Annotated in this window: 18 protein-coding genes and 1 riboswitch; of the genes, 12 read left to right on the top strand and 6 right to left on the bottom strand. The window is 70.8% G+C overall.

Annotated elements, in window-relative coordinates:
- The first annotated feature begins 68 nt into the window (after positions 1-68).
- A riboswitch (TPP riboswitch) is annotated at positions 69-178 on the top strand.
- The 5 genes from ACFU8V_RS00785 (at position 171) to ACFU8V_RS00765 (ending at position 6007) form a co-directional block, all read left to right on the top strand.
- On the top strand, positions 171-812 hold the full coding sequence (locus tag ACFU8V_RS00785) for an ECF transporter S component (protein ID WP_025104860.1): 642 nt from the start codon (positions 171-173) through the stop codon (positions 810-812). It overlaps the preceding riboswitch by 8 nt.
- Entirely contained in the window at positions 812-2266 is a 1455-nt protein-coding gene (locus tag ACFU8V_RS00780; protein ID WP_378868233.1) for an ABC transporter ATP-binding protein, read from the top strand. The genes ACFU8V_RS00785 and ACFU8V_RS00780 overlap by 1 nt, the downstream gene beginning before the upstream one ends.
- Positions 2263-3054, top strand: coding sequence for an energy-coupling factor transporter transmembrane protein EcfT (locus ACFU8V_RS00775; RefSeq protein WP_025104858.1), 792 nt, complete (start codon positions 2263-2265; stop codon positions 3052-3054). The genes ACFU8V_RS00780 and ACFU8V_RS00775 overlap by 4 nt, the downstream gene beginning before the upstream one ends.
- 100 nt (positions 3055-3154) lie before the next feature.
- A complete protein-coding gene (locus tag ACFU8V_RS00770) occupies positions 3155-4525 on the top strand; it encodes a glutamate decarboxylase (RefSeq protein WP_085605571.1) in 1371 nt (456 codons plus the stop codon).
- A gap of 9 nt (positions 4526-4534) precedes the next feature.
- On the top strand, positions 4535-6007 hold the full coding sequence (locus ACFU8V_RS00765) for an amino acid permease (protein ID WP_303709881.1): 1473 nt from the start codon (positions 4535-4537) through the stop codon (positions 6005-6007).
- A 7-nt stretch (positions 6008-6014) separates the two neighbouring features.
- On the opposite strand, the gene ACFU8V_RS00760 is transcribed toward ACFU8V_RS00765, so the two are convergent.
- Positions 6015-6740, bottom strand: coding sequence for a phosphotransferase (locus ACFU8V_RS00760; protein WP_378868228.1), 726 nt, complete (start codon positions 6738-6740; stop codon positions 6015-6017).
- A gap of 133 nt (positions 6741-6873) precedes the next feature.
- On the opposite strand from ACFU8V_RS00760, the gene ACFU8V_RS00755 reads away from it, so the two are divergent.
- Both ACFU8V_RS00755 and ACFU8V_RS00750 read left to right on the top strand, forming a co-directional pair.
- Positions 6874-7632: an SDR family NAD(P)-dependent oxidoreductase gene (locus tag ACFU8V_RS00755; RefSeq protein ID WP_062637106.1), complete on the top strand. Its 759-nt coding sequence runs from the start codon at positions 6874-6876 to the stop codon at positions 7630-7632.
- 79 nt (positions 7633-7711) lie between these two features.
- Positions 7712-8545, top strand: a complete 834-nt coding sequence (locus tag ACFU8V_RS00750; protein WP_025104853.1) for an NAD(P)-dependent oxidoreductase — start codon at positions 7712-7714, stop codon at positions 8543-8545.
- A 90-nt stretch (positions 8546-8635) separates the two neighbouring features.
- Here ACFU8V_RS00750 and ACFU8V_RS00745 read toward each other — a convergent pair whose 3' ends face one another.
- From ACFU8V_RS00745 to ACFU8V_RS00735, 3 genes are all read right to left on the bottom strand, one after another.
- Positions 8636-9385 (bottom strand): sulfite exporter TauE/SafE family protein, encoded by a 750-nt coding sequence (locus ACFU8V_RS00745; protein ID WP_060923668.1) that lies wholly within the window; start codon positions 9383-9385, stop codon positions 8636-8638.
- Entirely contained in the window at positions 9382-9969 is a 588-nt protein-coding gene (locus ACFU8V_RS00740) for an ankyrin repeat domain-containing protein (protein WP_378868222.1), read from the bottom strand. The genes ACFU8V_RS00745 and ACFU8V_RS00740 overlap by 4 nt, the downstream gene beginning before the upstream one ends.
- A gap of 151 nt (positions 9970-10120) precedes the next feature.
- Positions 10121-10759, bottom strand: a complete 639-nt coding sequence (locus ACFU8V_RS00735; protein WP_378868219.1) for a bifunctional 4-hydroxy-2-oxoglutarate aldolase/2-dehydro-3-deoxy-phosphogluconate aldolase — start codon at positions 10757-10759, stop codon at positions 10121-10123.
- A 131-nt stretch (positions 10760-10890) separates the two neighbouring features.
- Here ACFU8V_RS00735 and rlmN point away from each other — a divergent pair, with 131 nt between their 5' ends.
- The 5 genes from rlmN (at position 10891) to ACFU8V_RS00710 (ending at position 17181) form a co-directional block, all read left to right on the top strand.
- Positions 10891-12180 carry a 23S rRNA (adenine(2503)-C(2))-methyltransferase RlmN gene (rlmN, locus tag ACFU8V_RS00730; protein ID WP_238695698.1) on the top strand — a complete coding sequence of 430 codons (1290 nt, stop codon included), beginning with the start codon at positions 10891-10893 and terminating at the stop codon, positions 12178-12180.
- A gap of 122 nt (positions 12181-12302) precedes the next feature.
- The gene (locus tag ACFU8V_RS00725) at positions 12303-13793 is read left to right on the top strand and encodes a DUF4407 domain-containing protein (protein ID WP_378868216.1); all 1491 of its coding nucleotides are present in this window, start codon (positions 12303-12305) and stop codon (positions 13791-13793) included.
- A 321-nt stretch (positions 13794-14114) separates the two neighbouring features.
- Entirely contained in the window at positions 14115-15608 is a 1494-nt protein-coding gene (locus ACFU8V_RS00720) for a PLP-dependent aminotransferase family protein (protein WP_378868213.1), read from the top strand.
- Between the two features lie 9 nt (positions 15609-15617).
- Positions 15618-16115, top strand: a complete 498-nt coding sequence (locus ACFU8V_RS00715; RefSeq protein WP_025104845.1) for a hypothetical protein — start codon at positions 15618-15620, stop codon at positions 16113-16115.
- 52 nt (positions 16116-16167) lie between these two features.
- Positions 16168-17181, top strand: coding sequence for an aldo/keto reductase family protein (locus tag ACFU8V_RS00710; RefSeq protein ID WP_126894157.1), 1014 nt, complete (start codon positions 16168-16170; stop codon positions 17179-17181).
- Between the two features lie 66 nt (positions 17182-17247).
- On the opposite strand, the gene ACFU8V_RS00705 is transcribed toward ACFU8V_RS00710, so the two are convergent.
- The gene (locus tag ACFU8V_RS00705) at positions 17248-18168 is read right to left on the bottom strand and encodes a carbohydrate ABC transporter permease (RefSeq protein WP_216353884.1); all 921 of its coding nucleotides are present in this window, start codon (positions 18166-18168) and stop codon (positions 17248-17250) included.
- Positions 18165-19112 (bottom strand): carbohydrate ABC transporter permease, encoded by a 948-nt coding sequence (locus ACFU8V_RS00700; protein ID WP_025105358.1) that lies wholly within the window; start codon positions 19110-19112, stop codon positions 18165-18167. The genes ACFU8V_RS00705 and ACFU8V_RS00700 overlap by 4 nt, the downstream gene beginning before the upstream one ends.
- Positions 19113-19115: the final 3 nt, after the last annotated feature.

Genomic DNA, 19115 nt, shown 5'->3' with positions numbered 1-19115 from the left:
GTACCGAATGCCGCCAGGAATCCGCCGTGCGCGGCTCGGGACGCGCGGGCGGAAGACGCTAGGATCGACAGCACAACCACGGGAGTCCGGCGAGCCGGGCTGAGAGGGAGCGAATCGCGCTTCGACCGTCGAACCTGATCTGGGTCATGCCAGCGCAGGGAGGAGTTCACATGAGTACGTCCACGTCCGCATCCTCGTCCACGAAGACGACCGGCGCTCCGGCGCGCAGCTATCTGCGGTGGCGCATCGTCGACATCGTCGTCGCCAGCGTGCTCGGCGTCGCCGCCGGCCTGATCTTCCTGGCCTGGAACGTCGGGTACCTGGGCCCCAAGGCCCTGCTCGAGCCGCTGCTCCCCGGGCTCCAGGGGCTCCTGGACGGACCGTGGCTGTTCGCCGGAGTGCTCGGCGGCCTCATCATCCGCAAAGCCGGTGCGGCGATCTACGTCGAACTGCTGGCCGCCGTCGTCTCGGCGCTCATCGGCAACCAGTGGGGTGGCTTCCTCACGCTCGAAGCGGGCCTCGTGCAGGGTCTCGGCGCCGAGCTCGTCTTCCTGCTGTTCTTCTACCGTCGCTGGTCGCTGCCCGTCGCGATCCTCGCCGGTGCCGGCGCTGCGCTCGCGGGAGGCATCAACAACCTCATCCTCTGGTACGCCGGCTCCGGTCCCGCGTTCACCGTGATCTACCTCGTGAGCACCGTGATCTCCGGCGCCGTCATCGCCGGTGCCCTGTCGTGGGTGCTCGCCCGCGGCATCGCGGCGACGGGAGCACTGGACCGCTTCGGCTCCGGGCGCGAGGCGCGCGTGCGCGTCTGATGGCGGCGCAGGTCGCTCCCGCGGTCGTCGAGGCGCGCGGCTGGGGCTGGCGGCATGCGAGCCGCCGGGCATGGGCGCTGCGCGACGTCTCGTTCCGCATCGAGCCCGGCGAGCGGGTTCTCGTGCTCGGCGCGTCCGGGGCGGGCAAGTCGACCCTGCTGCACGGCCTCGCGGGCGTGCTCGGCGGCGAGGAGGAGGGTGAGAGTGCGGGGGAGCTCCTCGTCGACGACGCTCCGGCGGTGGCGACTCGCGGGCGCGCCGGACTCGTCCTCCAGGACCCCGATTCCCAGGTGATCCTCGCCCGCGCAGGCGACGACGTCGCGTTCGGGTGCGAGAACCTCGGCGTGCCGCGTGCGGAGATCTGGCCGCGTGTCGAGGCGGCGCTCGCTGCCGTCGGCCTCGACGTGCCGCTCGATCATCCGACCAAGGCGCTGTCGGGCGGCCAGAAGCAACGTCTCGCCCTCGCCGGCATGCTCGCGATGCGCCCCGGCCTCGTCCTCCTCGACGAGCCGACGGCGAACCTCGCTCCGGACGGGGTGCGCGAGGTCAGGGAGGCGGTGGAGCGGATGCTCGCCGCGCACCCCGCCACCCTCGTGGTCGTGGAGCATCGACTCGAGGTGTGGTTGCCGCTCCTCACCCGGGTCATCGTGCTCGGTGCCGGCGGGGTGGTCGCGGACGGCCCTCCCGCCGCGGTGCTCGGTGCGCAGGGAGAACGCCTGGCGGCGGACGGCGTCTGGGTGCCCGGGCGTCCTCCCACCGAGCCCCCGGCACCGAGGACAGTGCCCGGCGAGGTGCTGCTGTCGGCCCGAGCACTCGCCGTGGCGCGGGTGAAGGGGCGTCCGGTGGCCCGCGGCATCGACCTCGACGTGCGGGCGGGCGAGGCCCTCGCGATCACCGGCCCGAACGGCGCGGGCAAGTCCACCCTGGGCCTGACCCTCGCGGGCCTCCTCCCGCCCGCGGAGGGGGCCGTGACCGCGACGCCGGTGCTCGCGCAGGGTGCCGATCCCGCGCCGATCCGCTGGGCGTCCCGCGACCTCCTCACCCGGATCGGCATGGTCTTCCAGGAGCCGGAGCACCAGCTCCTCGCCACCACTGTGCGGGACGAGCTCGCCATCGGCCCGCGCGCGCTGGGCGTCCCCGAGGACGAGGTCGAGGCCCGCGTCGACGAGCTGCTCGCCCGCCTGCGCCTGTCCGCGCTGGGAGCCGCGAACCCGTACACGCTCTCGGGTGGGGAGAAGCGCCGTCTCACCGTCGCGGCCGCGATCGCCACGCGACCCCGGGTGCTGATCCTCGACGAGCCGACGTTCGGACAGGACGCCCGCACCTGGGCCGAGCTCGTCGCGATGCTCGCCACCCTCCGGGACGAGGGCTCCGCGATCGTCACCGTCACGCACGACCTCGACGTGGCGCGCGCCCTGCACGCCACCCGCTTCGCCCTGGGGGCGCCGGCATGACGGATCTCGCCGACACCCGCGCCCGCGCCGGCGTCGTGGCCCGGATCAACCCGGTCGCGAAGCTCGGCGTGAGCGCGCTCATCGCCGTGCCGTTGATCCTCACGCTGGATCCCGTGTCGGCGGCGGTCGCCCTAGTGCTCGAAGCGGTGCTGTTCCTGTTCGCCGGCATCGGGTGGCGGGAGTTCTGGGTGCGCACCTGGCCGGTCTGGCTCGCAGCGCCGCTCACAGGGCTCACCATCGCCCTGTACGGCGAGACGAGCGGCACGGTCTACGTCGACTGGTTCGTGCTGCGCATCAGCGAGGGGTCGCTCGCGCTCGCCGTCGCCACGATGCTCCGGGTGCTCGCGATCGCCCTGCCCTCGGTGGTGCTCTTCATCACGGTCGATCCGACCGATCTCGCCGACGGCCTCGGGCAGATCCTGCGCCTGCCCGCCCGATTCGTGCTCGGCGCGCTCGCCGGACTGCGCATGGTGGGGCTGTTCCTCGACGACTGGCGGGCTCTGGAACTGGCGCGTCGAGCCCGCGGCGTGGCCGACCGCGGCCGCATCCGGCGCTTCCTCGGGATGGCCTTCGCCCTGCTCGTCCTGTCGATCCGCCGCGGCGCGAAGCTCGCCACCGCGATGGAGGCACGGGGCTTCGGTGCCCCCGGCCGTCGCACCTGGGCGCGCGAGTCCCGCTTCGGCGCCCCCGAGTGGGCCCTCCTGGCCGTCGGGGCCGCGATCTCCGGGATCGCGATCGCCGCGGCGGTCGCCACCGGCGCGTGGAACTTCATCCTCGGTCCGTCCTGACCTCACCCCTTTCGGACGAGGGCCCCTGGAGGTGACTCGACGGCCGGTCTAGCGTCCGCTGGAGACAGTGCCAATCGACACCGACCGAAAGGGACGTCCCATGAGCATCTCCTCCGCCGACGACCAGCCGCTCTTCACGCGGCCGGGTGAGGCCACCGTCGCACCGCGACACGTCATCCCGGATTCCGAGTCGCTTCCCGCGACGGCGAAGCAGATCGTCGAGGACGAGACCATCCTCGACGGCAACGCGCGCCTCAACCTCGCCACCTTCGTCAGCACCTGGATGGATGACGAGGCGAAGCAGGTCTACATGGCCTCCTTCGACAAGAACATGATCGACAAGGACGAGTATCCGCAGACCGCCGCCATCGAGGACAACTGCTGGCACATGCTCGCGAACCTGTGGAAGGCGCCGGACGCCTCCCGCAGCATCGGCACGTCGACCATCGGCTCCTCCGAGGCGTGCATGCTCGGCGGTCTCGCGTTCAAGCGTCGCTGGCAGCAGGCCCGCCGTGCCGCCGGCAAGGACGCCTCCACGCCGAACCTCGTGATGTCGAGCGCGGTGCAGGTGTGCTGGGAGAAGTTCTGCAACTACTTCGACGTCGAACCGCGCTACGTGCCCATCAGCGAGGAGCACAAGACGCTCGACGGCCATGACCTCGAGAAGTACGTGGACGAGAACACGATCGGGGTGGTCGCCATCATGGGCGTCACCTACACCGGCATGTACGAGCCGGTGGCCGAGATCGCCGCGGCGCTCGACGCGATCCAGGAGAAGACGGGTCTCGACATCCCGATCCACGTGGACGGCGCCTCGGGCGCGATGATCGCCCCGTTCCTCCAGCCCGACCTGGTCTGGGACTTCCGGCTGGAGCGCGTGCATTCCATCAGCACCTCGGGACACAAGTACGGTCTCGTCTACCCGGGTCTCGGGTGGGTGGTCTGGCGCGACGCGCACTGGCTGCCGGAGGACCTGGTGTTCAAGGTGAGCTATCTCGGCGGGGAGATGCCGACCTTCGCCCTGAACTTCTCCCGCCCTGGCGCTCAGGTGCTGCTGCAGTACTACCTGTTCCTCCGCCTCGGGTTCGAGGGCTACCGGGCCGTGCAGCAGGCCTCGCAGGACGTGGCGAAGTTCCTCTCCGCGGGCATCGCGAAGCTCGATGCGTTCGAGCTGTGGAACGACGGCAGCGACATCCCCGTCTTCGCCTGGCGCCTGAAGGACGGGCACACCGACAAGTGGACGCTCTACCACCTCCAGGACCGCCTCCGGATGCGCGGCTGGCTCGTGCCCGCCTATCCCATGCCCGCGGACCTCGAAGACCTCACGGTGCAGCGGATCGTCGTGCGCAACGGGCTCAGCATGGACCTGGCCGCCGAACTGCTCGAGGCCATCACCGCCGAGGTGGCACACCTCGACGCGCTCACGGCTCCGATGCCGTCCGACCACCCCGACTCGGCGTTCCACCACTAGGGGGCCGATATGTCCGCCCCGCAGTCCGGTGCCGCCGGCGCCGCCTCCACGCCGCGCGTCTCCCGTCCCGCCGTCGCCGTCCTCGGCGTCGGACAGCTCGCCCTGCTCACCCTCGTGGTCGTGGCGAGCCTGCGATCGCTGCCGGCGATGGCGATCTACGGCCTCGGCAGCGTCACGCTCTACATCATCCCGGCGATCCTCTTCCTCATCCCCACGGCCCTCGTCGCGGCCGAGCTCGCGACGGGGTGGAAGGGCGGCGTGTACGTCTGGGTGCGCGAGGCCCTCGGCAACCGCTGGGGGTTCACCGCGGTGTGGCTGCAGTGGATCCAGAACGTGGTCTGGTTCCCGACGCAGCTCGCGTTCGTGGCCGGCGCCCTCGCCTTCGTCTTCCTCGACCCCTCGCTGTCCAGCTCCGGGTTCTTCACCGCGGTCGTCATCATCGTCTTCTACTGGGGCTCCACCCTGGTCACCCTCCGCGGCGGCGACCTCTTCGCGAAGCTCGGCTCCTGGGGCGGCATCATCGGCACCCTGTTCCCGGCGGTGCTGCTCATCGTGTTCGGGGCGGTGTGGGTGTTCAGCGGAGAGAAGAGTCAGGTGCCGCTGGACGCCTCGGCGATGATCCCGCCGTTCACGGGGCTGGCCTCCATCGTGCTGATCGTGTCGAACGTGCTCGCCTACGCCGGTATGGAGGTGAATGCGGTCCACGTGAACCAGATGAAGGATCCCGGCAAGGGCTATCCGCGCTCGGTGTTCCTCGCCGCCGGCCTCATCCTGCTCGTCTTCATCCTGCCCACCATCGCGATCGCGGTCGCGGTGCCGGAGAAGGAGCTCGGGCTGACGAACGGCATCATGCTCGCGTTCGGGGAGTACTTCGACCACTGGGACATGGGGTGGGCGACGGCCGTCGTGTCCGCGCTCATCGCCGCCGGGGCCCTCGCCTCGGTGGTGACCTGGGTCGCCGGTCCGTCCAAGGGCGTGCTGGCGGCGGCGGAGACGGGTCTGCTCCCGCCGCTGCTGCAGAAGCGCAACAAGGCCGGGGTCCAGTCGGGCATCCTCATGCTCCAGGGCACGATCGTCACGATCCTCGCGGCGATCTTCATCATCGTGCCGAACGTCAGCGCGGCCTTCGTCGCCCTCATCGACATGGCCGCCGCGCTGTACCTCATCATGTACATGCTCATGTTCGCCTCGGCGATGGTGCTGCGGCGGAAGGCGCCCGACGTCCACCGGGCCTATCGCGTGAAGGCCCTGCCGTTCGTCGCCGGGGTCGGTTTCGTCGCCTGCCTCGCCGCGTTCGTGCTCGCCTTCATCCCGCCGCAGGGGTTCACCGCCTTCCCGGCCGCCGCGTACCCGTGGATCGTCGGTCTGGTGATCGTCGTGCTCGGCGTGCCGCCGCTGCTGTTCTATGCGCTGCGCAAACCGTCGTGGGATCGGCGGCCGCCCGACGGGAGTCTCCTCAGCGACGCGCATCCCGAGGCGTGAGCGCGGCTCAGGTCTCGTTCCAGAGACGTCGGTAGTACTCCAGCCGCGGGGGATCGGGGTCGACGCCGTAGGCCGCGATGAGCGTGTCCTCCCACCCGGGACCGAAGTTCCACAGCGTGCTCATGGCGGCCACGGCGATGTCGGCCCACCGGTCGGCGACGCCGAGCGCGGCGAGGTCGACGTGGGCCACCGGACGGCCGTCGTCGTCGAGCAGGGTGTTGGGGAGGCACGCGTCGCCGTGGCAGACCACGAGCCGGTCGATCGACGGGGGCTCCTGCAGGTCCGTCGGCACCAGCGTGCCACGGGCGGCGGCGTTCGCGATGCGCTCCTCAGGGCTCCAGGTCCACGGGCACTCCGCGACGGGGAGCGCATCGTGCAGGAGGCGCAGGCCGAGCCCGACCGCGCGCACGGCGGCCTCCGGAGAGGCGGCCCACCGCGGATCCACGGCACTGCTGCCGGGGAGGGCCGCCGTCACGAGCCACTCGTGTGCCTTGTCCTGGCCCTGCGAGAGCACCTCGGGCACCGCGGTCCAGGTGCGGGCCCAGCGCATCCGCTCGGCCTCGTCGCGCATGCTCGCCTCGGGATCGTGGGGACCCCATTTGATGTAGCGGCCGTCGTCGGTGCGGAAGGTCAGGCCGCCGATCGCGTTGCGCCACGCGGGGGTCAGCGCGGCCCCGGCGGCGAGTTCGCGGACCGGGGCGGGGACCTCGACGGAGGCGGCGGGGATGCTCACCTCTCCATCCTGCCGGAACCTCGGTGTCGTAGGCTCGGGTCGACGCGGCGGGCCTGCGGTGACACCAAGAACCGCATAGGCTGGGACTGCGTTCCATGCATGTCGCACGACGACGTTCGAAGGAGAACATCAGATGCAGATCAGCGGACAGGGTGCCCTCGTCACCGGCGGCGCCTCCGGACTCGGGCTGGCCACCGCCCGTCGGCTCACGGCCGCAGGCGCGCACGTCACGATCATCGACCTCGCCTCGTCGAAGGGGGAGGAGATCGCCGCAGAGCTCGGCGGTCTCTTCGTGCCCGCGGATGTGACGAGCGTCGACGAGGTCAAGGCCGCCGTCGCCGCGGCACAGGCCGCCGCGCCGCTGCGGGTGGTCGTGAACTGCGCCGGCATCGCCCCGCCCGCCAAGGTGCTCGACCGGGACGGCACGCCCGCCGTCCTCGCCGACTTCGAGCGGATCGTCCGCATCAACCTCGTCGGCACATTCAACGTGATCTCCCAGGCCGCCGCCGTCATCGCCGCGAACGAGCTGCACGACGAGGAGCGGGGGGTCATCGTCAACACCGCGAGCGTCGCCGCGTTCGACGGACAGATCGGGCAGCCGGCGTACTCGGCGTCCAAGGGCGGCGTGCACGCCATGACCCTGCCGATCGCCCGCGAGCTCGCCCGTCACGCCATCCGCGTGTGCACGATCGCCCCGGGCATCATGGAGACCCCGATGCTCATGGGCCTGCCGCAGGAGGCGCAGGACTCGCTCGGACAGCAGGTGCCGTTCCCCGCTCGCCTCGGACGCCCCGACGAGTACGCCGCCCTCGTGCAGCAGATCGTCGAGAACGGCTACCTCAACGGCGAGACCATCCGCCTCGACGGCGCCATCCGCATGGCCCCGCGGTGACCCCTCCCGGCTTCGAATCGCCTGAATGACCCGATTCGACCCGGAAATCCAGCCAATCAAGCGATTCGAAACGAGAACCATGAGCACACTCGCCGGAAAGACCATCCTCATGTCGGGCGGCAGCCGCGGGATCGGCCTCGCGATCGCCCTGCGCGCGGCCGCGGACGGCGCGAACATCGCGATGCTCGCCAAGACCGACTCCCCGCACCCGAAGCTCGAGGGCACGGTGCACAGCGCGGCCGAGCAGATCCGCGCCGCCGGCGGCCAGGCCCTGCCGATCGTGGGCGACGTGCGGGACGACGACCACATCACCGAGGCCGTCATGAAGACGCAGGGCGAGTTCGGCGGGATCGACATCGTCCTCAACAACGCCAGCGTCATCGACCTCTCCCGGTCGCTCGACCTCTCCGCGAAGAAGTACGACCTGATGCAGGACGTGAACGTCCGCGGCACCTTCATGCTCTCCCGGGCGGCGGTGCCCATCCTCAAGGACGCCGAGAACCCGCACATCCTCTCGCTCTCGCCGCCCCTGAACCCCACCCCGAAGTGGCTCGGTGCGCACACCGGGTACACGCTGGCGAAGTACGGGATGACGATGGTCACGCTCGGGCTCGCGGCGGAGTTCGCGGCCGACGGCATCGCCGCCAACACGCTCTGGCCGCGCACGACGATCGCGACGGCCGCGGTGCAGAACCTCCTCGGCGGCGACAAGGTGATGGCCGCGAGCCGGACGGCTGACATCTACGCCGACGCCGCCTACGCCGTGCTCACCCAGCCGGCGCGCACGTACACGGGACAGTCGCTGATCGTGGAGGACGTGCTCGAGGCGAACGGCGTCACCGACTTCTCGGGCTACGCCGCGGTGCCGGGGACTCCGGACAGCGCGCTGTTCCCGGACATCTTCCTCGACTGACGCGCTTCGACAGGCTCAGCGACCCACGGTGGGTCCCTGAGCCTGTCGAAGGGCCCTGAGCCTGTCGAAGGGGCTGAGCCTGTCGAAGGGCTAGAGCAGCAGATACACGGCGCCGAGGATCGTCAGCACGATCACGATGCGGTCGAAGAGTCGCTGGTCCAGGCGCCGCGCCACCCGCAGACCGAGCAGCGCGCCGAGCACCACGAGCGGCGCGAGGATCGCATCGGTGAGCAGCACGGGCCCGGTGAACAGCCCGATGCCGGCGAGGAACGGCACCTTGATCACGTTGATGATCGCGAAGAACCAGGCGGAGGTGCCCAGGAACACCTGGACGGGCGTGCGCGTGGCGAGGAAGTACATCGACATGACCGGCCCGCCCGCGTTGGCCACCATGGTCGTGAAGCCGCCGAGCGTGCCGTAGACGCCGGCCAGCAGCGCGCCGCCCCGCGCCGCCGCCTCCTGCTCCGCCCGCGCCTGCCGCCATCGCCGCCACAGCGTCACGGCGATCATGAGCAGCAGGATCACGCCGATGGCGCGGCGGACGACCCCGTCTCCGGTCAGGGCGAGGAAGGCGAAGCCGAGGAGGAGTCCGGCCACCACCGCCGGTGCGAGGCGCAGCAGCGTGGGCCAATGCGCGTGCCGTCGGTAGGCCAGCAGTGCGAACACGTCGCCCACCATCAGCAGCAGGAGCGTCGCGGCCGTGGAGGTGCGTGCGGGGAGGACCGCGGCGAACAGGGCGATCGCGAGGATGCTGCCGCCCGGAAGAGCGGTCTTCGAGATCCCGATGACGACCGCGGCCACGCCGAGCGCGGCCCAGGCCCAGGGATCGAGCGCTGTCACCGCCGGAGCTCGGCGGCGATGGCGTCATACCCGCGGTCGGTCGCGAGGTCGACCGGCAGCACCCCGTCGCCGTCGCGGATGGTCGCGTCGGCCCCGCCGTCGAGGAGAGCGCGCACCACCTCGACGTAGCGGGCGGAGCCGTCGCCGAGCACGATCGCCTCGTGCAGGGCGGTCCAGCCGAGGTTGTTGATGTGATCCGGATCGACCCCCGCCTCCAGCAGGATCTCCACCGTCGGCAGCAGGCCGCGCTCGGACGCGGGGATCAGTGCGGTGCCGCCGAAGCGGTTCGTGCTGCGGAGGTCCGCTCCGTGCGCCAGGGTCATCCGCAGGATCCCGTCATGCCCGCGGGCGCCGGCGTAGAGGTAGGCGGAGTCCTGGATGTCGTCCTTCGCGTTCACGTCGGCGCCGGCCTCGATCAGGAGCCGTGCCGCGTCGACGTGGTTCGCCTTGGTGGCCGTGATCAGGGGGGTCATGCCGCCGTCGCCACGGGCTTCGATGTCGGCGCCCGCGCCGAGCGCGCGGCGGACGGCGTCAGCGTCCCCCGCGGCGGCCGCGGCGAGCAGGTCGGACGTGGCGTCGGTCATGGGAACCTCCGGGATCGGTGCCGTGTGGGGCGACGAGGGTGCAGCGGTGCAGGCTGGGGCGAGAAGCAGTGCCCCCGCGAGCACGACGGTCGTCGCCACCCGTCGCATCCGCATGCATCCGGTATACCAAATGATCCCGGAGGTCGGCGGCTCAGCCCCGTGTGGCAGCGAGCGCGGCCGCGAAGCGCGCGGCGCGCTCCTCGATGTCCGCCCAGTCCGCGTTCGCGATCGCGGTGCCGTTCGCGAGGTCTCCACCGGCCCCGACGGCGACCGCGCCGGCGGCGAACCAGTCGGCGAGGTTGTCGGGCTTCACGCCGCCCGTGGGCATGAGCGGGGCGTCGGGGAAGGGCCCGCGCAGCGCACCGAGGTAGGAGGGGCCGCCGAGGGAGGCGGGGAAGATCTTCACGACGTCGACCCCGAGTTCGAGGGCGCCCATGACCTCCGTCGGGGTCATCGCGCCGGTCATCACGACGCGGCCGGTGTCGAGCATGGCGCGGGTGAGGTCGGGGAGGCTGCCCGGGCTGACGAGGAAGGCGGCACCCGCGTCGGCGGCCTGGGTCGCCTGCTCCGCCGTCGTGACGGTGCCGGCGCCGATGTACGCGGCGTCTCCGTGGCGGGCGATGAGCTCGCGGATCACGGCCGGCGCGTCGGGGGTCGAGAAGGTCACCTCGATACCGGAGATTCCGCCGCGGATGACCGCCTCGGACGCCTCCAGAGCCAGCTCCGGCGACGGGGCGCGGAGGACGGCGAGGATGCCGGTGGTGCGGGCGCGGGCGAGACGGTCGGACATGCTGCTCCTTGATCGAGGGGATGCGCCCATTCTTCCGCACGGCAACTTGTCATTACAAGTAGCCGTGAAGCGCCCGCGCGACAGGGATCGCGCCCAGCCGCCTCCCACCCGCATCCCGGTACCCTGGAGGGATGGCCGAGAACCCCCGCACACCCGAGACGCGCCCCGCGACTGCGCCCGCGTCGTCCCGTTCGGGGGCGATCCGCGAGACCCGAGCCCCGCAGGTGCGCCCCGCGACCGAGGGCTGGACCCAGAAGAAGGACGCCGAGGGGCGCCCCCTGCTGCAGTTCGCGAGCCCGAAGCGCGGCAAGCCGCCGGTCCACCTCGCCGACCTCACCCCGGCCGAGCGCATCGAGAAGGTGAAGGAGCTCGGACTCCCCGGGTTCCGCGCCAAGCAGCTCGCCACGCACTACTTCCGCCACTACACGTCCGACCCCGCGGAGATGACGGACCTCCCCGCCGGCATCCGCGACGAGCTCGTCGCCGGCATGCTCCCGCCCCTCATGACCGAGGTGCGGCGGCTGGAGACCGACCGCGGCGACACCATCAAGTTCCTCTGGCGTCTGCACGACGGCGCGCTCGTCGAGTCGGTCCTCATGCGCTACCCCGGCCGCATCACGCTGTGCGTGTCGAGCCAGGCCGGCTGCGGCATGAACTGCCCGTTCTGTGCCACGGGTCAGGCGGGGCTGACGCGCAACATGTCCACCGCCGAGATCATCGAGCAGATCGTCCGGGCCAACCGGGCCATCGCGAACGGCGAGCTGGGCGGCAAGAAGCGCGACGACCACAGCATGGAGCGCGTCTCGAACATCGTCTTCATGGGCATGGGGGAGCCGCTGGCCAACTACAAGCGCGTCATGGACGCGGTGCGCACCATGGTCGCCCCGCAGCCCGACGGTCTCGGCATGAGCGCCCGCGGCATCACGGTGTCGACGGTGGGGCTCGTGCCCGCGATCAGGAAGCTGGCCGACGAGAACATCCCCGTCACGTTCGCCCTATCGCTGCACGCCCCCGACGACCACCTGCGCGACGAGCTCATCCCCGTGAACTCGCGGTGGAAGGTCGACGAGGCGCTCGACGCGGCCTACGACTACTACGCCAAGACCGGGCGCCGCGTGTCCATCGAGTACGCCCTCATCAAGGACATGAACGACCACGCCTGGCGGGCCGACCTGCTGGCGGACAAGCTCAACCAGCGCGGTCGCGGGTGGGTGCACGTGAACCCGATCCCGCTGAACCCGACGCCGGGCTCGATCTGGACCTCGTCGGAGAAGGACGTCACGGACGAGTTCGTGCGACGGCTGAACGACGCCGGCATCCCGACGACCCTCCGCGACACCCGCGGCAAGGAGATCGACGGCGCCTGCGGACAGCTCGTCGCGACGACCGAGGACGAGGCTGCCGCCGCGGCGATGGCCTGACCCCGGTTCGAATCGCTCACCTGGCTCCAAATCCGGCCCGGATGCCGCCATTCGCGCGACTCGAAGGCCCGTCCAAGGGATCTTCCACGGTATGCACAGGCGGAGTTTCGTAGATTATCGGGATGCCCTATTCCGCCCACCGCCCGGGTCGCTTCGACTCGCAGGGTCGGATCATCCTCGACGGCGACCCGAACGCCGAGACGGATGACCTCGACTTCCTGCGCGAGTACGAGCCGACCGGCGACACGTCCGCGCAGTCCGACGTCGCGTCCGACGACCCGACGCCCGAGCCGGTGACGGCGCCCGACGCCCCGGTCGACGCGGAGCCCGTCCCCGGCCGGAAGGCGCGTCCGCCGCGCGTCCGGAAGCCGCGTCGTCGTCGCACCGCCGCCGAGCGTCTCCGTGCTCTCGCGATCCTCGGCGGGGCCGAGGGCGAGATCCTCGACCGCGTCCCCGGCGAGACCCCGCGCTTCGTGCAGATGTTCTTCGTGCTCGCCGGCACCGCCCTCGTCAGCGCGATCTCCATGCTCTTCGCCCTCACGACGGGCGTGCGCGCGGCGGTCTGGCTCGCCATCCCGCTCGCGATCGTGTGGGCGCTCATCATCTTCAACCTCGACCGCTTCCTGACCTCGACCATGACGTCGACCCGCAACGTCTGGAAGCTCATCGGCCTGGCGATCCCCCGCGTCATCATGGCCGCGATCATCGGTTTCGTCGTCGCGGAGCCGCTCGTGCTGCAGATCTTCCACAACGACATCTCGCGCGAGGTCGCCGCGACCAACATCGTCCAGGCGCAGGCCGACCAGGAGGCGCTCGAGACCGGTCCGGAGAAGAAGGCCCTGGATGCGGCGTCCGAGCGTGTCGCGGCGCTCGAGAACCAGGCGGCGACGGGCATCGTCGCGGGGACCGAGTCGTCGTCGGCGACCGAGTCCGCCGCCCAGTCCACGGTCGACGACCTGACGGCCAAGCTCACGGAGCAGCAGGCCGTGATCGACCAGGCGCGGACGCTGTACCAGTGCGAGCTCACGGGCGAGGGTGCGGGCACCGTCCCCGGCTGCACCGGCGTGAACGGCGAGGGCGCGAGCTCTCAGGCCGCCCAGGCCCAGCTCGCCGAGGCCCAGCAGACCTACGACGCGCTCGCGGCCCAGCTCCGCACCGCGAACGAGGAGCTCGCCGCTGCCGGAAGCGCCGCCAAGGAGAACACCACGGCCTCGGAGTCGCAGAACCGTCAGCAGGCGAAGGACGAGCTCCCCGCCGCGCGCGACACGTACGAGCAGGCGCTCGCGGCCTACAACGCCCGGGCGGACTCCGTGGCGCAGGGCAACGCCGGGGCGGTGGGGCTGCTGAGTCAGATCAGCGGCCTCAACCGCCTGAGCGAGAAGGAGCCCGCGATCCTCTGGGCGCACATCCTCATCGCGGCGCTGTTCTTCATGATCGAGCTGCTGCCGGTGCTGGTGAAGGTGCTCACGAGCTACGGCGACCCGAGCCTCTATGAGAAGGCGCTGGCCATCCGCAAGCAGGTCGCGCTGGACAGGGTCACGGCGGAGGGCTTCCGCGACCGCGCCGACATCGTCACCACTCCCGCCTCCGGCGCCGGGGCTCAGGCCACCTGACTCGTTTCGAGTAGCGCACTGTGCTCCATCCCGGCCGGATTCGGAGCAAAGTGGGCGATTCGAACACGGGAGAGGCCTCCGGACCGAGACGCCGTCGCGAGAGAACGGATCAAGGCCACCGTGGACGGGGACCTCGGCCACGGGGTGCCGGTCACGGCGGCCTCGATGCGGGCGAGCGGCTCACGGAGGGCCGGGTCGTGCGTGCGGGCGTCGTCCTGGAGCCATGCGAGAAGCTCGCCGATGGTCCAATCCCGCTGAATTGGACCGAGATCGATGCCGAAGCTGGACGTTGAAGCTGTCATTGGTCCAGGATCGGCTCTCATGGACACCCTTGACAGGGCCAATGCGACGCCGGTGGCCCACGGATCGGCCCCCGGCCCCCTCGTGCAGGGCGGTGAGGTCGCCGCGGGCGCTCTCGCCGCACGCCTCGGCCGCTGGGCCCACGGCGACGGCACCCTCTCCACCCGCCTCGCCGCGGCGATCGCCGCCCTGATCGGCGGGGGTGAGCTGCGTCCCGCCGACCGCCTGCCTGCCGAACGCGCCCTCTCCGCGGCGGTCGCGGTCTCGCGGGGCACGGTCGTGTCGGCCTATGCGTCCCTCGCCGAGCAGGGCCTCGTCGAGCGCCGGCAGGGGAGCGGGACCACGGTCGCGGGGGCGAGGACGACCCCCGCGGCGGACCGCCGTCCCGGCCGCGGCGAGGCGCTGTTCTCGGCTCTCCCCAACGCGATCGATCTGCTCCGCACGGTGCCGCAGATCCCGGACCTCGGTGTGCAGCTCATCCGCGACCACCAGCCGCGGCTCGACCTCGCCCTGCTCCCGGAGACCGACCCCGCGGGGCTCCCCGCGCTCCGCGAACTCATCGCCGACATGTACCGCGCCGAGGGGACGCCGACCACGCCCGAGCAGATCCTCGTGACCCACGGCGCGCAGCAGGCCATCAGCCTCGTCGTCAACGCGCTCGTGGAGCCCGGCGACGTCGTGCTCGCGGAGGAGATCACCTGGCCGGGCGTGACCGACTCCGTGGGGCTGCGCGGCGGCACCGTGCACGGCGTGCCGATGGGCGCGGACGGCCTCGACGTCGACGCGCTGGAGCAGGCGATGGCCCGGCTGCGTCCCGTGCTCGTCGCGCTCAACCCGCACCACCAGAACCCGACGGGGACGCGACTTCCCGCGGCGGCGCGCCACCGGGTGGCCGAGCTCGCCGCGCAGTACGGGGTCCCCGTGATCGAGGACCGCGTCGTCGCCGGCATCTCGTTCGATGGGGTCGTGCCGCCCACGCTCGCCTCGGAGCGGCCGGACGCCCCGGTGCTCGTCGTCGAATCCGTGTCGAAGTGGGCATGGGCCGGGCTGCGGATCGGGTGGCTGCGGGCCGACCCGGTGCTGGTCCGGCGGCTCCGCGGCGCCCGGCAGCTCGCCGACCAGTCCACGAGCGTGCCCGGCCAGCTCCTCGCACTCGACCTCATCGCCCACGCGACGGAGCTCCGCCGCGCCAACAGCCGCGTGCACCAGCAGCGGCTCCTCCTGCTGCAGGAGCTGATGGCCGCGCACCTCCCCGACTGGACCTACGACCCCCCTCGGGGCGGACTCTCGCTGTGGGCGGCGCTGCCTCGGGGCTCCGCATCGGCTCTCGCGCGCGTCGCCGCGGCGCACGGGGTCTCGATCGCGGGCACCGGGGCCTTCGCGGTCTCGGCCGCCGCGCCGGACGACCACGTGCGCCTGCCGTTCACCGCGCCGGACGACGTGCTCACGGAGGGGGTGCGCCGCTTGGGTGCCGCCTGGCGCGAGTACCGGGAGACTCTCAGCAGCCCTGCCTAGGGTGACCGCATGACACCGGTGCCCCGCCCCACCCTCTGGATCTGCGTGGCCGGAGTGCTCGCCGTCACCGCGTACGCCGCCCTCGCCGCGGTGCAGATCCTCGTGCTGAATCCGCTGGCCGCGGCTCCGGGCGACCTCTCGCTCGACGAGGTCCGGGCCGCGATGTCCAACGCCGGGGAGAGCCTCATGCCGCCGACCGTGCTCGGCATCCTCGGTGCGGGGGTGTGCCTGGCCATCGGGACGGCCGTCGTCTGCCTCCTCACACGGGCTCCGGCGGTGGTGGCCGGCATGACCTTCCTCGCGCTGCTCATGGGCGGGGCTCCGGCCTACTTCGTCGCGTCGTTCGGCCCGGGCATGGGGCTCGCCGACACCTTCGGCATCAGCGGCGCCGATGCCTCCCCGTGGGCCCTGCCCCTGTACGCCGTCAGTGCGCTCGCCGCGGTCGGGGTGCTGGTCGGGGCCGCGCTCACGTCCCGCCGCCGCGGACCGGCGCCCGCCACCGCCTGACGATCACCGTCGATCCGGCCCGCCGGTCCGCTGGCGGGACTAGCGTTGGTCCATGGTCAACTATCGCTATCTCGGTAACAGCGGTCTCAAGGTCTCGGAGATCACGTACGGCAACTGGGTCACGCACGCCTCGCAGGTCGAGGACGACGCCGCGGTCAAGACCGTGCACGCCGCCCTGGACGCCGGCATCACCACGTTCGACACCGCGGACACCTACGCCAACACGGCCGCCGAGGTCGTGCTCGGCAAGGCTCTGGAGGGCCAGCGTCGCGAGAGCCTCGAGATCTTCACGAAGGTCTACTTCCCGACCGGCCCCAAGGGTCCGAACGACACCGGCCTGAGCCGGAAGCACATCATGGAGTCGATCAACGGCTCGCTGCAGCGCCTCGGCACCGACTACGTCGATCTCTACCAGGCACACCGCTTCGACTACGAGACCCCGCTGGAGGAGACGTTCCAGGCCTTCGCCGACGTGGTCCGTCAGGGCAAGGCGCTCTACATCGGCGTCTCGGAGTGGACCGCGGAGCAGCTCCGCGAAGGACACGCGCTGGCGAAGCAGCTCGGCATCCAGCTCATCTCCAACCAGCCCCAGTACTCCATGCTGTGGCGGGTCATCGAGGGCAAGGTGGTCCCCGCGTCGGAGGAGCTCGGCATCTCGCAGATCGTCTGGTCGCCGATGGCGCAGGGCGTGCTGAGCGGGAAGTACCTCCCTGGCCAGCCGGTGCCGGAGGGGTCGCGGGCCACGGATCAGAACTCGGGCGCGGGCTTCATCAAGAGCTTCCTGCAGGACGAGATCCTCACCGCGGTGCAGCGCCTCAAGCCGATCGCGGAGCAGGCGGGGCTGTCGATGCCGCAGCTCGCGATCGCGTGGGTGCTGCAGAACCCGAACGTCGCGGCGGCCCTCGTCGGCGCCTCCCGTCCGGAGCAGCTCGCCGACACGGTCAAGGCCTCCGGCGTGAAGCTCGACGCCGACACCATGACCGCGATCGACGAGGCTCTCGGCGACACGGTAAACCGCGACGCCGAGCACACGTACTCGGTGTCGCCGAAGTCCCGGCTCGTCTAGGCCTTCGAATCGCGCAAATGGTCCCATTCCGTCAAGGAATGGGACCATTTGCGCGATTCGGGCGGGTTACTCCTTGACGGCCCCGGCGGTGAGGCCCTGGACGATCCAGCGGCTGGCGAGGGCGAACATCACCATCGTCGGGAGGATCGTCAGCACGGCCGCGGCGCTCATGGAGCCCCAGTCGATGTTGAACGTGGAGATGAAGCCGTTCAGCGCCGAGGGCACGGTGCGGTTCGCATCGGTGTTCATCAGCACGACCGACAGGAACAGCTCGTTCCAGCAGTTCACGAAGTTGAAGATGAACGCGGCGATGATGCCAGGGGTCATCACCGGCACGAGCACCCGGAACAGGGCGCCCAGGCGCGAGCAGCCGTCGATCATCGCTGCCTCCTCCAGCGCGTCGGGGACGTTCTCGAAGAAGCCCCGCAGCATGACCGTGGAGAACGGGATGCAGATCGCGATGTAGACGAGGATGAGACCGGGCTTGGTGTCGACGAGTCCCAGGTCGGTCATCATCGAGTACAGCGGTCCGAGGGCGATGAACGCCGGGATCATCTGCGTCAACAGGAACGCGATGAGCACCGTGCCTTTGCCGCGGAACTCGAACCGTGCCAGCACGTAGGCGCTGAGCAGGGCGATGAGCGTCGCCACCGCGCCGGCCGACACCGCCACGATGGCCGAGTTCGCCAGGAACGTCCCGAACGAGCTCTTCTCGAACAGGCTCGTGAAGTTGTCCAGCGAGGGCTCGCTCGGCCAGTACTCGATCGGGAAGCGGTTGATGGTCCCCGGCGACTTGAACGCGGTGAGCGTGATCCAGTACAGCGGGAACAGCGTGATGAGCAGCCACAGGCCCAGGCCGACGACACGCACCACGCCGCCCACCGTGACGCGGGGCTTGGAGCGCGGGGCGGCCTTCGGGTCGGGCACCGTGATGCGACGGGTCTCCGTGACCGAGGATCCGGTCCGGACGGATGAGGTGATGGTCATCGCTGCACTCTCCGCATCGCCATCAGGTAGAACGCGCAGAACACCATGAGGAACGCCACGACGATGAGCCCGATGGCGCTCGCGATGCCGTAGTTGCCCTGCTGCGTGTAGTTGATCATCCACGTCGTGATGATGTGGGTCTGGTTGGCGGGGCCGCCGTTCGTCATCGCGTAGATGATGTCGGGGAAGTTGAAGATCCAGATCACGCGCAGCAGGATCGTCAGCAGCAGCGTCATCGAGATGTACGGGATGATGATCGAGAACAGCTGCCGCACCTTGCCGGCGCCGTCGAGGCTCGCCGCCTCCAGCATCTCGTCCGGCACCGACTGGAGTGCGGCAAGGATCATGATCGCGAAGAAGGTCACGCCGTACCAGATGTTCGCGACGATCACGGCGAACATCGCGAGCTTCGGGTCGGCCAGCCACGGTAGCGGGGCGTCGATCAGACCGGCCTTCATGAGCAGGTCGTTGACGACGCCGAACTCGGCGTTGAACATCCAGCGGAACAGCATGCCGATGAGGAAGCCGGACACCGCCCACGGGAAGAACACCAGCGCCTGGTAGAGGCCGCGGAAGCGGAACCGCTTGCGCAGAGCGAGCGCGATGAGGAACCCGATCACGAGCTGCGGCACGAGCGAGCCGACCACCCAGAGCACGGAGTTCCACGCCACGGTCGGGAACGCCGGGTCGCGGAAGACGGCGAGGAAGTTGTCGAAACCCACGAACGGCGTCGACGTCAGGTCCCACAGGTTCCAGTCGTGGAAGGCCATGCGGGCGCCCTGCAGCATCGGCCAGTAGGTGAACCAGCAGACGAAGACGATCGCGGGCGCGAGGAAGGCCAGCAGCGTGAGGGCGGTGCGGCCCCGGAAGGGGCGGCGGCGCGATGCCGGGGAGGCCCCGCCGGCGGTGCCGACGGAGCCCCCTTCACGGATGGTGCGGGCCACGGA

Origin of the sequence: Microbacterium sp. NPDC057658 (genome assembly GCF_042799975.1) — a bacterium.
Classification (GTDB): Bacteria; Actinomycetota; Actinomycetes; order Actinomycetales; family Microbacteriaceae; genus Microbacterium.
Note: the sequence above shows the minus strand (reverse complement) of the source record. Positions and strands in the feature narration are given on the sequence as shown.